At 53.7% G+C, this 14,148-nt stretch carries 12 protein-coding genes; 8 read left to right on the plus strand and 4 right to left on the minus strand.

The window, feature by feature from the left end; translation table 11 throughout:
- Positions 1–271 precede the first annotated feature (271 nt).
- A complete protein-coding gene (gene nadB, locus ACMWKA_RS05065) occupies positions 272–1,891 on the plus strand; it encodes an L-aspartate oxidase (protein WP_062729925.1) in 1,620 nt (539 codons plus the stop codon).
- On the opposite strand, the gene trmN is transcribed toward nadB, so the two are convergent.
- Positions 1,876–2,613, minus strand: coding sequence for a tRNA(1)(Val) (adenine(37)-N(6))-methyltransferase TrmN (gene trmN, locus ACMWKA_RS05070; RefSeq protein ID WP_013098325.1), 738 nt, complete (start codon positions 2,611–2,613; stop codon positions 1,876–1,878). The two genes, nadB and trmN, sit on opposite strands and share 16 nt — an antisense overlap.
- Positions 2,614–2,745: 132 nt before the next feature.
- On the opposite strand from trmN, the gene srmB reads away from it, so the two are divergent.
- Positions 2,746–4,074: an ATP-dependent RNA helicase SrmB gene (srmB, locus tag ACMWKA_RS05075; protein WP_013098326.1), complete on the plus strand. Its 1,329-nt coding sequence runs from the start codon at positions 2,746–2,748 to the stop codon at positions 4,072–4,074.
- Positions 4,075–4,127: 53 nt separating this feature from the next.
- Here srmB and grcA read toward each other — a convergent pair whose 3' ends face one another.
- Positions 4,128–4,511: an autonomous glycyl radical cofactor GrcA gene (gene grcA / locus ACMWKA_RS05080; RefSeq protein WP_013098327.1), complete on the minus strand. Its 384-nt coding sequence runs from the start codon at positions 4,509–4,511 to the stop codon at positions 4,128–4,130.
- Between the two features lie 314 nt (positions 4,512–4,825).
- Between grcA and ung the strand changes: the two genes are divergently transcribed.
- Positions 4,826–5,515, plus strand: a complete 690-nt coding sequence (gene ung, locus ACMWKA_RS05085) for a uracil-DNA glycosylase (RefSeq protein ID WP_414760039.1) — start codon at positions 4,826–4,828, stop codon at positions 5,513–5,515.
- 38 nt (positions 5,516–5,553) lie between these two features.
- On the opposite strand, the gene ACMWKA_RS05090 is transcribed toward ung, so the two are convergent.
- Positions 5,554–6,639 (minus strand): tRNA/rRNA methyltransferase, encoded by a 1,086-nt coding sequence (locus tag ACMWKA_RS05090; RefSeq protein ID WP_038985714.1) that lies wholly within the window; start codon positions 6,637–6,639, stop codon positions 5,554–5,556.
- 204 nt (positions 6,640–6,843) lie between these two features.
- On the opposite strand from ACMWKA_RS05090, the gene trxC reads away from it, so the two are divergent.
- The 5 genes from trxC to ACMWKA_RS05115 all read left to right on the plus strand — a co-directional run bounded on the left by trxC (position 6,844) and on the right by ACMWKA_RS05115 (position 12,565).
- Entirely contained in the window at positions 6,844–7,263 is a 420-nt protein-coding gene (gene trxC / locus ACMWKA_RS05095) for a thioredoxin TrxC (protein WP_013098330.1), read from the plus strand.
- A 70-nt stretch (positions 7,264–7,333) separates the two neighbouring features.
- Entirely contained in the window at positions 7,334–8,032 is a 699-nt protein-coding gene (tapT, locus tag ACMWKA_RS05100) for a tRNA-uridine aminocarboxypropyltransferase (RefSeq protein WP_040023399.1), read from the plus strand.
- Between the two features lie 35 nt (positions 8,033–8,067).
- Complete coding sequence (locus ACMWKA_RS05105; protein WP_013098332.1) at positions 8,068–10,731, plus strand: bifunctional acetate--CoA ligase family protein/GNAT family N-acetyltransferase; 2,664 nt, start codon at positions 8,068–8,070, stop codon at positions 10,729–10,731.
- 110 nt (positions 10,732–10,841) lie between these two features.
- On the plus strand, positions 10,842–12,197 hold the full coding sequence (pssA, locus tag ACMWKA_RS05110; RefSeq protein ID WP_029882218.1) for a CDP-diacylglycerol--serine O-phosphatidyltransferase: 1,356 nt from the start codon (positions 10,842–10,844) through the stop codon (positions 12,195–12,197).
- A 44-nt stretch (positions 12,198–12,241) separates the two neighbouring features.
- Positions 12,242–12,565: a YfiM family lipoprotein gene (locus ACMWKA_RS05115; protein ID WP_045293518.1), complete on the plus strand. Its 324-nt coding sequence runs from the start codon at positions 12,242–12,244 to the stop codon at positions 12,563–12,565.
- On the opposite strand, the gene ACMWKA_RS05120 is transcribed toward ACMWKA_RS05115, so the two are convergent.
- Complete coding sequence (locus ACMWKA_RS05120) at positions 12,562–13,857, minus strand: MFS transporter (protein WP_013098335.1); 1,296 nt, start codon at positions 13,855–13,857, stop codon at positions 12,562–12,564. The genes ACMWKA_RS05115 and ACMWKA_RS05120 overlap by 4 nt on opposite strands.
- Positions 13,858–14,148: the final 291 nt, after the last annotated feature.

Here is a 14,148-nt window from a genome sequence, read left to right on the forward strand (position 1 = left end):
TTTCTCTCATTATAAGTCTGTTCACGATACATACCCACTTTCTGACTTCAAACATCTCTTATCCGGTCAGAAGAGTAACGCAACCCAGGCTTTATTTCACCACAAAATCTGAAGCTAACGACCTGCTTCGCAAAATATTTTCCTTCTTTTACATGCCGGAAATCCGCGCATCCGCGTTTAGTCATTGCAACTGAGAATAAAAAAAACGTGCGATATCTCGCACTGAGGTGCTATTCTGCCCAAACACTGTTTAGTAAATTAAACAAAAATCATGAACACAACACCTGAACTACATTGTGATGTACTGATCATCGGTAGCGGCGCGGCAGGACTCTCGCTGGCGCTGCGTCTGGCTGAGCATCAGAGCGTAATTGTTCTGAGTAAAGGACCGATGAGCGAAGGCTCCACATTTTATGCCCAGGGCGGAATTGCCGCCGTGTTTGATGAAACAGACAGCATTGCGTCACACGTCGAAGATACGTTGATTGCCGGAGCCGGGATCGTCGATGAACATGCTGCGGAATTTGTCGCCAGCAATGCGCGTCACTGCGTCCAGTGGCTTATTGACCAGGGTGTACTGTTTGATACTCAGGTTCAGCCAAACGGCGAAGAGAGTTACCACCTTACCCGCGAAGGCGGACACAGCCACCGCCGGATCCTGCACGCTGCAGATGCCACCGGTAAAGCGGTGGAAACCACCCTGGTCAGCAAGGCGCTCAGCCATCCTAATATTCGGGTGCTTGAGCGCAGTAATGCCGTTGACCTGATTATTTCTGACAAGATTGGCCTGCCGGGCACGCGCCGGGTGGTGGGGGCCTGGGTCTGGAATCGTAACAAAGAAAAGGTCGAAACCTGTCAGGCGAAAGCCGTGGTGCTGGCAACAGGTGGCGCCTCCAAAGTATATCAATACACCACCAACCCGGACATTGCCTCTGGTGATGGTATCGCCATGGCCTGGCGCGCCGGGTGTCGTGTTGCCAATCTTGAGTTCAACCAGTTTCATCCAACCGCACTGTTCCATCCGCAGGCGCGCAATTTCCTGCTGACGGAAGCCCTGCGCGGTGAAGGCGCGTATCTGAAACGACCGGACGGCTCACGTTTTATGCCGGACTTTGACCCGCGAGGCGAGCTTGCGCCGCGTGATATCGTCGCCCGCGCTATCGATCACGAGATGAAACGTCTTGGCGTGGATTGCATGTATCTGGATATCAGCCACAAACCGGCTGAGTTTGTCCGTCAGCATTTCCCGATGATTTATGAAAAGCTGCTCAGCCTTGGGATTGATCTGACGCGCGACCCGGTACCGATTGTGCCAGCCGCTCACTATACCTGTGGTGGCGTCATGGTTGACGATCATGGCCGTACGGATGTGGATGGTCTGTATGCCATCGGCGAGGTGAGCTATACCGGACTACATGGCGCGAACCGCATGGCATCCAACTCGTTGCTGGAGTGCCTGGTTTACGGCTGGTCCGCATCGGTGGATATAACCAAACGCATGCCGTATGCCCGCCACGCTGAGCACTTACCAGCCTGGGATGAGAGCCGCGTGGAAAACCCGGATGAGCTGGTTGTGATCCAGCATAACTGGCATGAGCTTCGGCTATTTATGTGGGACTACGTTGGCATTGTACGCACGACGAAGCGTCTTGAGCGAGCCTTACGCCGTATCACCATGCTGCAGCAGGAAATTGATGAGTATTATGCCAATTTCCGCGTTTCCAACAATCTGCTGGAGCTGCGTAACCTGGTGCAGGTTGCCGAGTTGATTGTTCGCTGCGCGATGATGCGTAAAGAGAGTCGGGGTTTACACTACACCCTGGATTATCCCGACACGCTGCCTGAATCCGGCCCGTCGGTTCTCTCCCCGCAGCGTCACATAAACAGATAAAATGCCTGGGTCAGCGCAGTGTAATCTTCGGAGTAACGCTGGTCTGGCCCACGGATAACCATCCTGTCGTTAAAACATTCCCCCTCTTTTGGCGAAAGCGCCAGCAAGACCCGGTGTGGTAACCGCCCTTCCGTATCCGAGATATCGGTACGCAGCCGTAAGTTCCAGCCCATCTCCCGTGCGATCTCAATAAAGGTATTGCCGGTGCTTTCGGGAAGTACCACGCAGAAGAACCCTTCTTCGGAAATTAAATTCGCCGCGCTGGTTAACAGGGCTTTATGATCGAGCGAACCGGTATAGCGAGCCTGTTCGCGCTCAGGCGTACCGCACTCCACGCCGGGCGCGTAGTAGGGAGGGTTACTGACGATCAAATCGTAACGCGCCGTTTGCTCTGGTGCCCAGGCCAGTACGTCCGCGCATTCAACTTTAATTCGGGTTGCCCAGGGGGATTCGAGCGCATTTTCACTCGCCTGCCCTGCTGCCTGTGCATCCAGTTCAACCGCATCAATGGTGACATGTTCATCCGTGCGCTGAGCCAGCATTAATGCCAGCAGACCACTGCCGGTGCCAATATCCAGAATGCGCTTAACCCCTGCGACAGGCGCCCACGCTCCCAGTAGAATACCGTCTGTACCGACTTTCATGGCACAGCGATCGTGAGCAACAAAAAATTGTTTAAACGTAAAACCATCGCGGCGCAATTGCGCTTTGAGTTGAGACATGTCAGAGCAACCTTCTAAGTGAAACTGGAGTAGCATAGGGGAAAGCGAAGTGGCCGAAAAGCGATATCCATACAAACAGATGAAGATTACAGCCGTAACGTCTATAATCAGCGCCCCACACAGAGGTAGAACATGACTGTAACGACTTTTTCCGAACTTGAACTCGATGAAAGCCTGCTCAATGCACTTGAGAGCAAAGGCTTTACACGCCCGACCGCCATTCAGGCAGCGGCCATTCCGCCTGCGCTTGAGGGCCGCGATGTGCTCGGTTCTGCGCCAACCGGCACGGGGAAAACAGCAGCCTACTTGCTGCCTGTGTTGCAGCACCTGCTCGATTTTCCTCGTAAAAAATCAGGCCCGCCGCGTATTTTGATCCTGACGCCTACCCGTGAACTGGCTATGCAGGTTGCCGATCACGCACGCGAGCTGGCAGCGAATACCCATCTGGATATCGCCACAATCACCGGCGGCGTTGCGTATATGAACCACGCCGAAGTGTTCAGCGAAAACCAGGATATCGTCGTTGCGACGACAGGCCGTCTGCTGCAATACATTAAAGAAGAGAACTTTGACTGCCGCGCGGTAGAAACCCTGATTCTGGACGAAGCCGACCGTATGCTGGACATGGGCTTCGCGCAGGATATCGAACACATCGCCGGCGAGACGCGCTGGCGCAACCAGACAATGCTCTTCTCTGCCACCCTCGAAGGGGACGCGATCAAAGACTTCGCAGAGCGCCTGCTGGAAGATCCGGTGGAAGTGTCGGCAACGCCTTCTACCCGTGAACGCAAGAAGATCCATCAGTGGTACTATCGCGCGGACAACCTTGAGCACAAGGTTGAATTGCTCAAGCACCTGCTGAAGCAGGAAGAGGCCACCCGCACTATCGTCTTTGTGCGTAAGCGCGAGCGTGTGCATGAGCTGGCTGAAATGCTGCGTAATGCCGGGATTAACAACTGCTATCTCGAAGGCGAGATGGCACAGATCAAACGTACCGAAGGCATTAAGCGTCTGACCGATGGCCGCGTTAACGTGCTGGTGGCAACAGATGTTGCTGCTCGCGGGATTGACATTCCGGACGTCAGCCACGTGATCAACTTCGATATGCCGCGCAGCGGTGATACCTATCTGCACCGCATCGGCCGTACCGGCCGCGCCGGGCGTAAAGGTACAGCGATCTCCCTGGTTGAAGCGCACGACCATCTGCTGCTGCAGAAAATTGGTCGCTATATCGACGAGCCGCTGAAATCCCGCGTTGTCGATGGCCTGCGCCCAACCACGCGTGCACCGAGTGAAAAAATGACGGGCAAACCGTCTAAAAAAGCACTGGCGAAACGTGCGGAGAGAAAAGAGAAAGAAAAAGAGAAGCCGCGCGTGAAGCAGCGTCATCGCGATACCAAGAATATTGGTAAACGCCGTAAGCCAAGCGGTACTGCGTCAGAAGCGAAAACTGAAGAGTAAAAAAAAGCCGGGAAATATCCCGGCTTTTTGTTCCACCCCCGTGGCTAAAAACCTTACAGGCTTTCAGTAAAGGTACGCGCGATAACGTCGCGCTGCTGTTCCGGGGTCAGAGAGTTGAAACGCACCGCGTAGCCAGACACACGAATAGTCAGCTGTGGGTATTTTTCAGGATGCTTAACCGCATCTTCCAGCGTTTCGCGACGCAGTACGTTCACGTTCAGATGCTGACCACCTTCAACACGCACTTCAGGTTTCACTTCCATTGGGATTTCGCGGTATTCAATTTCGCCCAGCTTATTAACTGGAACGATTTCATCTTCCGCAAAACCCGCTTTTGCTACCACACAGCGTGCTTCGTTTTTCTCGCTGTCCAGCAGCCAGAAAGAGTTGAGCAGATCGTCGTTTGCAGCTTTAGTAATCTGGATACCTGTAATCATGTGTTGCCTCCCTTAGGCTACATTAACTGGTGTCGACCTTTCGCGGCCAATTGGTAAAACCATTGTTTCTTGTGTGTATATATATCATTCACACCACGGCGATTTATTGATTTAAATCAACAAAATCACCAACCACACAAAGAGTGTGGTCTGGTTTTATTGTTTCAGATCAATTTTCCAGCCTTACCAATTCAAATCAATTTGTAATTTTTCAACCATAATTTAAGGAGTTAGGGCTAATTTCCGCATGGAATTTTGCACCGCAGGATTTAGCGGTTAAGCTAGGCGCAGAATGAGATTCGCAGGAGAGCGAGATGACGACACCGCTGACATGGCACGATGTGCTGGCAGAAGAGAAACAGCAGCCCTATTTTATCAACACTCTCAGTACCGTTGCGGCAGAGCGGCAGTCTGGCCAGACGATTTATCCGCCCCAGAAAGACGTATTTAACGCGTTTCGCTATACCGGACTGAGCGATGTCAAAGTCGTGATCCTGGGTCAGGATCCTTACCACGGCCCTGGTCAGGCTCATGGACTGGCCTTCTCTGTGCGCCCGGGCGTGGCTATCCCCCCTTCTCTGCTGAACATGTATAAAGAGCTTGAAGGAACGATCCCGGGTTTTACCCGGCCCAATCATGGTTACCTGGAAAGCTGGGCGCGCCAGGGCGTGCTGTTACTGAATACTGTCTTAACCGTACGAGCAGGTCAGGCGCACTCTCACGCCAGCCTTGGATGGGAAACCTTCACCGATAAAGTGATTAGTCTGATTAATGAACATCGCGAAGGAGTGGTGTTTTTACTGTGGGGATCGCATGCGCAGAAGAAAGGGGCGATTATCGACCGTCAGCGTCATCACGTGTTGAAAGCACCACACCCGTCTCCGCTGTCAGCCCATCGTGGTTTCTTTGGCTGTAATCATTTTGTTCTGGCGAATGAGTGGCTGGAAAAACGTGGCGAAACGCCGATTGACTGGATGCCCGTGTTACCGGCAGAAAGCGAATAGGAAATGAATGTGCCGGGCTGGCCCGGCACATAAAAAGCTTATGCTTTGTTCTGACGCCACCACTCCGCCAGCAGTACGCCGGTCGCGACGGAAACGTTCAGACTTTCCACATTGCCCGTCCCGTCAATAGAGACGCTCAGATCCGCACTCGAGAGTGCCGCGTCTGACAGACCATCACGTTCCTGACCTAACACCAGCACCATCTTGCGCGGCAGCGTCGCTTTAAACAGCGGCGTACCGGCATGGCTGGAGGTCGTCACAATGGAATAGCCCGCTTTACGGAACTGCTCGATGGCATCCAGAACGCTGTCGCCGGTGATCGGCTGAACGTGCTCGGCACCGCCTTCCGCAGTACGGATCGCAGCACCGGATTCCAGCAGCGCAGCATCCTGCAGCAGTACCCCTTTAACGCCGAAGTGCGCGCAGCTGCGCATCATCGCACCCAGGTTATGCGGGTTACCCACATCTTCCAGCGCCAGCACGCAGTCATCGGCACCGGCCTGGCTGACCCACTGTTGCACCGTTGTGCCGTTGCGTTTTTTGATCAGGAAGCAGACACCACCGTGGTGTTCGGTGCCTGACGCTTTCGTCAACTCGGCATCATCAACCACATGATAGGCTTTACGGTTTGCCGCCATCCAGCGCAGGGCTTCTTTGAAGCGGGGGGTGACGCTCTGGATAAACCATGCACGAACGATACACTCAGGGCGGCTCTGGAACAGAGCCTGACAGGCGTTTTCGCCATACACGCGTGTCTCTTCCGCACGCTGACGGCGCAGCACTTCCGGATCGATAAAGCTTTTACCGCTGATGCCGCCGTGATCGGCTTTTTCAGGCGTCTCTTCGCCAGGCGCGCGGGACACGGTACGCCATGGTGACGAACCCTCACGTGCAAAATCATCGCGTTTGCGATCGTCACGCTTGCGGTCATCACGTTTGCGGTCATCACCGCGGTTGTTTCTGTCATCGCGGGCGGGGCGACGGCCACCGTCTGCACGAGAGGACGCCGGACGCCCGCCACCTTTTCCGGTACGCGGATTTTGGGTGCGTTTATCAGAGTCATCATCACTGCGGACATACATCACTTTGACCTTGCCGCTTTTATTTTTCATTTCGTCGTTCATGCTTTTCTCCACCAGCGCTGCGCGAAGCGCGCAGATTACCCGATGTGCAAGCGCATAGCCATAATTTCGTACAAAAGCCTGTGACTATTGTTCTCATTGAATAAAACGCATTGTCGTTTCAAACAGGCTCATTGATAATATGTAACATATTAGAAACATTATCGGCATACTGCCGCTGTCCCATGGTTCTATCAGAGGTTAGTTATGAATACCGTATGTGCCAACTGTCAGGCTCTTAACCGCATTCCGGACGATCGGATCGAGGATGGTGCGAAATGCGGGCGTTGTGGCCATGAGTTGTTTGATGGCGATGTGATTAACGCTACAGGTGCTACGCTGGACAAACTCCTCAAGGACGATCTCCCGGTGGTTGTTGATTTCTGGGCACCATGGTGTGGCCCGTGCCGTAACTTCGCACCAATCTTTGAAGATGTCGCCGAAGAACGCAGCGGGAAGATGCGTTTTGTGAAGGTGAATACGGAGGCAGAACGCGAGCTCAGCGCCCGTTTTCGTATTCGTAGCATTCCGACCATCATGATTTTCAAAAATGGTGAAGTCATCGACATGCTCAACGGCGCGGTACCCAAAGCGCCGTTCGAGAGCTGGTTGAACGAGTCGCTGTAACATTCACGGGGCACATCTTGTGCCCCGTTCCCGCCTCTGCGAAAATGGGGTTTTTCCTGCCCTTTCGCCCATGACTGATAACGCTGTACTTCAATTACGCGCCGAACGCCTTGCCCGCGCGACTCGCCCTTTTCTCGCTCGTGGCAACCGCATCCGTCGCTGCCAGCGCTGCCTGCTGCCGTTAAAAGTGTGCCTGTGCGACACGCTGGTACCGGCCACGGCGGAAAGCCGTTTTTGCCTGGTCATGTTTGATACCGAACCGATGAAACCCAGCAATACGGGTCGTCTGATCGCCGATATTCTGCCTGATACGGCCGCGTTTCAGTGGTCGCGAACGGAGCCTCCTCAGGCCCTGCTCGACTTAGTGGCAAGCCCGGACTATCAGCCGATGGTCGTTTTCCCCGCCTCCTATGCAGGCGCCGACCGTCAGGTATTGTCAGCCCCGCCATCCGGAAAACCACCGCTGTTTATTATGCTGGATGGCACCTGGACGGAAGCGCGAAAAATGTTCCGTAAAAGTCCTTACCTTGACGCGCTGCCGATCATTTCTGTTGACCTCTCTCGCGTATCGGCCTACCGCTTACGTGAAGCCCATGCTGACGGACAATACTGCACCGCCGAAGTGGCGATCGCACTGCTGGATTTAGCGGGTGATACCGAGGCGGCTGGCGCGCTGGGCAGCCATTTCTCCCGTTTTCGCGAACGCTATCTGGCGGGAAAAACCGTTCATAAGGGCAGTGTCACAGCAACCGGGACAGAAAACGTTTAAAATCATCAGGTCGCTTGCATTCACAGGAGGCCTGCATGAGCCAGCGAGGGTTAGAAGCGCTACTACGTCCTAAATCCATAGCCGTTATCGGCGCATCAATGAAACCGGATCGCGCTGGCTATCTGATGATGCGCAACCTGCTGGCCGGCGGATTTAATGGCCCCGTTATGCCCGTTACACCGGCCTATAAGGCCGTTCAGGGGGTGCTTGCGTGGCCTGATGTGCAGAGCCTGCCTTTCGTACCCGATCTGGCCGTACTCTGTACAAATGCGAAACGTAACCCGGAATTGCTGGAATCGCTCGGCAAGAAAGGATGTAAGACCTGCATTATCCTCTCATCTCCTCCTGAACAGCAGCCCGAGCTTCTGGCGTGTGCCAGCCGCTATCAAATGCGTATTCTCGGGCCGAACAGTCTGGGATTACTCGCCCCCTGGCAAGGACTGAACGCCAGCTTTTCTCCAGTGCCGATCCGTAAAGGCAAACTTGCTTTTATTTCGCAGTCGGCTGCGGTATCCAACACAATCCTTGACTGGGCGCAGCAGCGTGAGATGGGGTTCTCCTACTTCATCGCCCTGGGTGACAGCCTGGATATCGACGTGGATGAACTGCTGGATTTTCTGGCGCGTGACAGCAAAACCAGTGCGATCCTGCTTTATCTTGAACACCTCAGCGACGCCCGTCGTTTTGTGTCGGCATCGCGCAGCGCGTCACGTAATAAACCCATCCTGGTCATCAAAAGCGGACGCAGCCCTGCAGCACAAAGCCTGCTGCATTCCCATTCCGGGATGGATCCCGCCTGGGATGCGGCTATCCAGCGCGCGGGTTTACTGCGGGTACAGGACACGCACGAACTTTTTTCCGCCGTCGAGACGTTGAGTCATATGCGTCCGTTGCGCGGAGAGAAATTAATGATCGTCAGTAACGGTGCAGCTCCGGCGGCGCTGGCGCTGGACGAACTGTGGTTACGTAATGGCAAGCTGGCCACGCTCGGTGAAGAGACGCTTCAGCGCCTGAGAGAGGCTTTACCCATCAGCGTTGCCCCCGGGAACCCCCTTGATTTACGCGATGATGCCAGTAGCGATCGCTATATCAAAGCCATCTCTATTTTGCTGGATAGTCAGGATTTCGATGCGCTGATGATTATCCATTCCCCCAGCGCGGTCGCTCCTGGCAGTGAGAGCGCGCGAGCCCTCATTGAAGCAGTGCGTAACCATCCGCGTGGTAAATACGTCACTCTGCTCACCAACTGGTGCGGTGAGTTCTCCTCTCAGGAGGCGCGGCGACTGTTCAGCGAAGCGGGGTTGCCAACGTACCGCACCCCGGAAGGGACTATTACCGCCTTTATGCATATGGTGGAGTACCGTCGTAACCAGAAACAGTTGCGTGAAACCCCAGCATTGCCCGGCAATCTGACGGCAAATTCCGTCGACGTTCACCGGCTGTTGCAGCAGGCTATCGATGAAGGTGCGACATCGCTGGACACTCACGAAGTGCAACCCATTCTTGGTAGCTATGGGATGCAGACGCTGCCCACCTGGATCGCCAGCGACAGCGCGGAAGCAGTACATATTGCCGAACAGATAGGCTATCCAGTCGCCCTTAAGCTTCGCTCACCGGATATTCCCCACAAGTCCGATGTGCAGGGGGTAATGCTGTATCTTCGAACCGCGGCTGAAGTTCAGCAAGCGGCAGATGCTATTTTCGACCGCGTAAAAATGGCCTGGCCTCAGGCCAGGATCCACGGACTGCTGGTGCAAAGCATGGCGAACCGCGCGGGCGCACAGGAACTGCGGGTGGTTGTTGAGCACGATCCGGTTTTTGGCCCGCTCATCATGCTGGGAGAAGGTGGCGTGGAATGGCGCCCTGAAGAACAAGCCGTGGTGGCTTTACCGCCGTTGAACATGAACCTTGCTCGCTATCTGATTATTCAGGCCATCAAAAGCAAAAAAATCCGTGGCCGGAGCGCCCTGCGTCCGCTCGACATTGCGGGGTTAAGCCAGTTCCTGGTGCAGGTCTCAAACCTGATAGTCGATTGCGCGGAGATACAGCGGCTGGACATTCATCCTCTGCTCGCCTCCGGCAATGAGTTCACGGCGCTGGACGTCACGCTGGATATCGCACCATTCGAAGGCGACAGAGAGAGCCGTCTGGCAATCCGTCCTTATCCTCTGCAACTGGAAGAGTGGGTGGAGATGAAGAACGGTGAGCGTTCGCTGTTTCGCCCCATTTTGCCGGAAGACGAACCCCAATTGCGGACGTTTATCTCTCAGGTCACGAAAGAGGATCTTTACTATCGCTACTTCAGCGAAATCAACGAATTTACCCATGATGATTTAGCCAATATGACCCAGATCGACTACGATCGAGAAATGGCCTTTGTCGCCGTTCGTCGTTCCGAAAACGGTGATGAGATCCTTGGCGTGACGCGTGCTATTTCAGATCCGGATAACGTCGATGCGGAGTTTGCCGTACTGGTGCGCTCCGATCTTAAAGGCCTGGGCCTTGGGCGGCGGCTACTGGAAAAACTCATCAGTTATACGCGCGATCACGGATTGTTACGCCTGAATGGCATTACTATGCCAAACAATCGCGGTATGGTGACCCTGGCGCGAAAACTCGGTTTTGACGTTGATATTCAGCTGGACGAGGGGATTGTTGCCCTCTCCCTCACTCTGAAATCGCCGGATAAACCCGAGTAAGCTACTGGAAATGTTACCCACTTTGGACGGGACTGGTGGTATCATTGTCCGCTTATGTTGTTTGCATGGTACAGACAACCCTTCAATGAACAGAGAAGAAACGCACTGTGATGTTGTCAAAATTTAAGCGTAATAAACATCAACAACACCTTGCTCAACTACCGAAGATTTCTCAGTCAGTTGATGATGTAGAGTTCTTTTACGCTCCCGCTCATTTTCGGGAGACGCTTCTGGAAAAGATTGCCAGCGCCACGCGACGCATTTGCATTGTGGCACTCTATCTTGAACAAGATGAAGGTGGCCGCGCGATCCTGAATGCGCTCTACGAAGCCAAGCGTCAGCGTCCTGAACTGGATGTTCGCGTGCTGGTTGACTGGCACCGCGCTCAGCGTGGCCGTATTGGCGCTGCTGCTTCAAATACAAACGCAGACTGGTATTGCCGCACGGCGCAGGAAAATCCTGGCGTTGATGTCCCTGTTTACGGGGTGCCGGTGAATACCCGTGAAGCGCTTGGCGTACTCCATTTCAAAGGGTTCATCATCGATGACAGCGTGCTTTATAGTGGCGCGAGTCTGAATGATGTTTACCTTCATCAGCTCGATAAGTATCGCTACGACCGCTACCATCTGATCCGTAATTCGCAGATGGCCGACATCATGTTTAACTGGGTGGATAAGCATCTGGTACATGGCCGTGGTGTGAATCGCCTTGACGATCCTCATCGCCCGAAAAGCCCGGAAATCAAAAACGACGTTCGCGCGTTCCGCCAGGAGCTGCGCGATGCGGTTTATCATTTCCAGGGCGATGCAAACAACGAAGAGCTGTCCGTTACACCTCTGGTGGGCTTAGGAAAATCCAGCCTGCTGAACAAAACGATTTTCCATCTGATGCCGTGCGCGGAGCAGAAGCTCACTATCTGTACGCCGTACTTTAACCTTCCCGCCGTGCTGGTGCGCAATATCATTCAGCTGCTGCGCGACGGTAAAAAAGTGGAAATTATTGTCGGTGATAAAACGGCTAATGACTTTTTCATTCCTGAAGATCAACCCTTCAAAATCATCGGCGCCCTGCCCTACCTTTATGAGATTAACCTGCGTCGTTTCCTCAGTCGCTTACAGTATTACGTAAACACCGACCAGCTGGTGGTGCGTCTCTGGAAAGATGAAGATAACAGCTATCATCTCAAAGGAATGTGGGTTGATGATGAATGGATGCTGCTGACCGGCAACAACCTGAACCCTCGTGCCTGGCGTCTGGATCTGGAAAACGCAATTCTGATCCACGATCCACAACATGAGCTGGCCGCGCAACGTGAACGTGAACTGGAACTTATTCGTACACATACGACGGTTGTTCGTCATTACCGCGAGCTACAGAGCATTGCCGATTATCCGGTGAAGGTTCGTAAGCTTATTCGCCGTTTGCGTCGCATCCGTATCGATCGTCTTATCAGCCGTATTCTGTAATATCCAGGCCCTGCCACCCGCAGGGCTTTTTTATGGAGCTGTTGATGCGTCTTCCTCTGTTAGTCACGACCCTCTGTTTAACCGGCTGTAGTCATATGGCGAACGATAGTTGGTCCGGCCAGGATAAAGCGCAACACTTCCTCGCATCCGCGATGTTGTCCGCTGCCGGTAATGAGTACGCCCAGCACCAGGGATATAGCCGGGATCGTAGTGCGGCAATCGGCCTGATGTTCTCAGTCAGTCTTGGGGCATCGAAAGAATTATGGGATAGCCGCCCCTCAGGGAGCGGCTGGAGCTGGAAAGATTTTGCCTGGGATGTTGCCGGTGCCACGACCGGCTATGCCGTGTGGCAGATGGCGCATTATTAAAGACGAATACCTTTCCCTTTGCGATGCAGCATCAGGGATACGATAAAGGCCAGCGCCCCCATGATCGTCACATACCAGAAGAATGTCGTTTCGCTTCCCCATGATTTCAGGGACAGCGCAACGTACTCAGCCGAACCACCAAACAGGGCATTGGCGACCGCATAAGAAAGCCCTACTCCCAAAGCACGCACCTGTGCCGGAAACATCTCGGCCTTGAGTATTCCGCTGATCGAGGTGTAGAAACTCACAATCACCATCGCCAGCATCACCAGTGCAAATGCGGCATAAGGTGATGAGACATGTTGAAGCGCGGTTAAAATGGGGACGGTACATAAGGCGGACATGCCACCAAAAATCAACATCGATGTGCGACGGCCGATCTTATCTGAGAGCGCACCAATTAGCGGCTGTATCAGCATAAAGACGAACAGCGCGGCGGTCATGATGACGCTGGCGACGTTGGCGTGCATTCCCGTAGTATTCACCAGATACTTTTGCATGTAGGTGGTAAAAGTATAAAAACTGAGTGAACCACCGGCGGTGAAACCGAGAACCATCAGGAAAGCTTTGCGGTTTCGCCACAGTCCTTTAAACGATCCCGCTTCCTTCAGCGCCCTGACCTCTTTTTGCGAGGTTTCGTCTAACTGACGGCGCAGCCAAAGCGCCACGATCGCCAGTGCAGCCCCCATCGCGAAAGGAATTCGCCATCCCCATTCATGAAGCTGGCTGTCTGTGAGGATCTGCTGCAGGATCACGACAACCAGAATGGCCAGCAGTTGACCGCCGATGAGCGTGACATACTGGAAAGAGGCGTAAAAACCCTTCCGACCTTCAAGTGCAATTTCACTCATGTACGTGGCGCTGGTGCCGTACTCTCCCCCAACGGAGAGTCCCTGGAATAAACGAGCCAGCAATAAAAGGGCGGGCGCCCAGGTTCCGATAGCGTCATACCCCGGCAGACAGGCGATGATAAGGGAACCAAAACACATCATGCAGACCGAGATCAGCATGGAGGTTTTACGCCCGCGACGGTCTGCGATACGGCCAAATAACCAGCCACCAATCGGCCGCATTAAGAATCCTGCTGCAAATACACCTGCCGTTTGCAGTAGCTGCGTTGTGGTGTTTCCTGACGGGAAGAAAATATGTGCGAAGTAAAGTGAACAGAATGAGTAGACGTAAAAGTCGAACCATTCAACCAGGTTACCGGATGAGGCACTAACAATTGCCCATACCCTTCTTCGGGTATCACTGGCAACCAGCGTCCCGTTCGATGTAATGCTTTCGGTCATTATGATTATACTCCTGCCATAAACAACGGCATGCTGAGCTCTGAAGGAACTCAATACCTTGTAAATTAAATGTTATTATTTTGTTATAAATAACATTGCGAGGGAGATCACAAATTTCGTTAGCAAGGTAAGTTCCGGAGAAAGCCCAGGAGGGGAATGGTGCGGTCTGATGCCCTCTCCCGCAGGGTGAGGGAGAAAACAAAAGCAAAAAACCCCGCACCTTACGGTACGGGGTTCTTCTTATTTGATGCCTGGCAGTTCCCTACTCTCACATGGGGAGACCCCACACTA

This window comes from Enterobacter sp. 03-F-07-AD-ECC (genome assembly GCF_047530935.1).
In the GTDB taxonomy this organism is placed as follows: Bacteria; Pseudomonadota; Gammaproteobacteria; order Enterobacterales; family Enterobacteriaceae; genus Enterobacter; species Enterobacter cloacae.

Coding starts and splice junctions, on each gene's coding strand:
- nadB (WP_062729925.1), top strand. CDS start 272: ATGAACACAACACCTGAACTACATTGTGATGTACTGATCATCGGTAGC.
- trmN (WP_013098325.1), bottom strand. CDS start 2,613: ATGTCTCAACTCAAAGCGCAATTGCGCCGCGATGGTTTTACGTTTAAA.
- srmB (WP_013098326.1), top strand. CDS start 2,746: ATGACTGTAACGACTTTTTCCGAACTTGAACTCGATGAAAGCCTGCTC.
- grcA (WP_013098327.1), bottom strand. CDS start 4,511: ATGATTACAGGTATCCAGATTACTAAAGCTGCAAACGACGATCTGCTC.
- ung (WP_414760039.1), top strand. CDS start 4,826: ATGACGACACCGCTGACATGGCACGATGTGCTGGCAGAAGAGAAACAG.
- ACMWKA_RS05090 (WP_038985714.1), bottom strand. CDS start 6,639: ATGAACGACGAAATGAAAAATAAAAGCGGCAAGGTCAAAGTGATGTAT.
- trxC (WP_013098330.1), top strand. CDS start 6,844: ATGAATACCGTATGTGCCAACTGTCAGGCTCTTAACCGCATTCCGGAC.
- tapT (WP_040023399.1), top strand. CDS start 7,334: ATGACTGATAACGCTGTACTTCAATTACGCGCCGAACGCCTTGCCCGC.
- ACMWKA_RS05105 (WP_013098332.1), top strand. CDS start 8,068: ATGAGCCAGCGAGGGTTAGAAGCGCTACTACGTCCTAAATCCATAGCC.
- pssA (WP_029882218.1), top strand. CDS start 10,842: ATGTTGTCAAAATTTAAGCGTAATAAACATCAACAACACCTTGCTCAA.
- ACMWKA_RS05115 (WP_045293518.1), top strand. CDS start 12,242: ATGCGTCTTCCTCTGTTAGTCACGACCCTCTGTTTAACCGGCTGTAGT.
- ACMWKA_RS05120 (WP_013098335.1), bottom strand. CDS start 13,857: ATGACCGAAAGCATTACATCGAACGGGACGCTGGTTGCCAGTGATACC.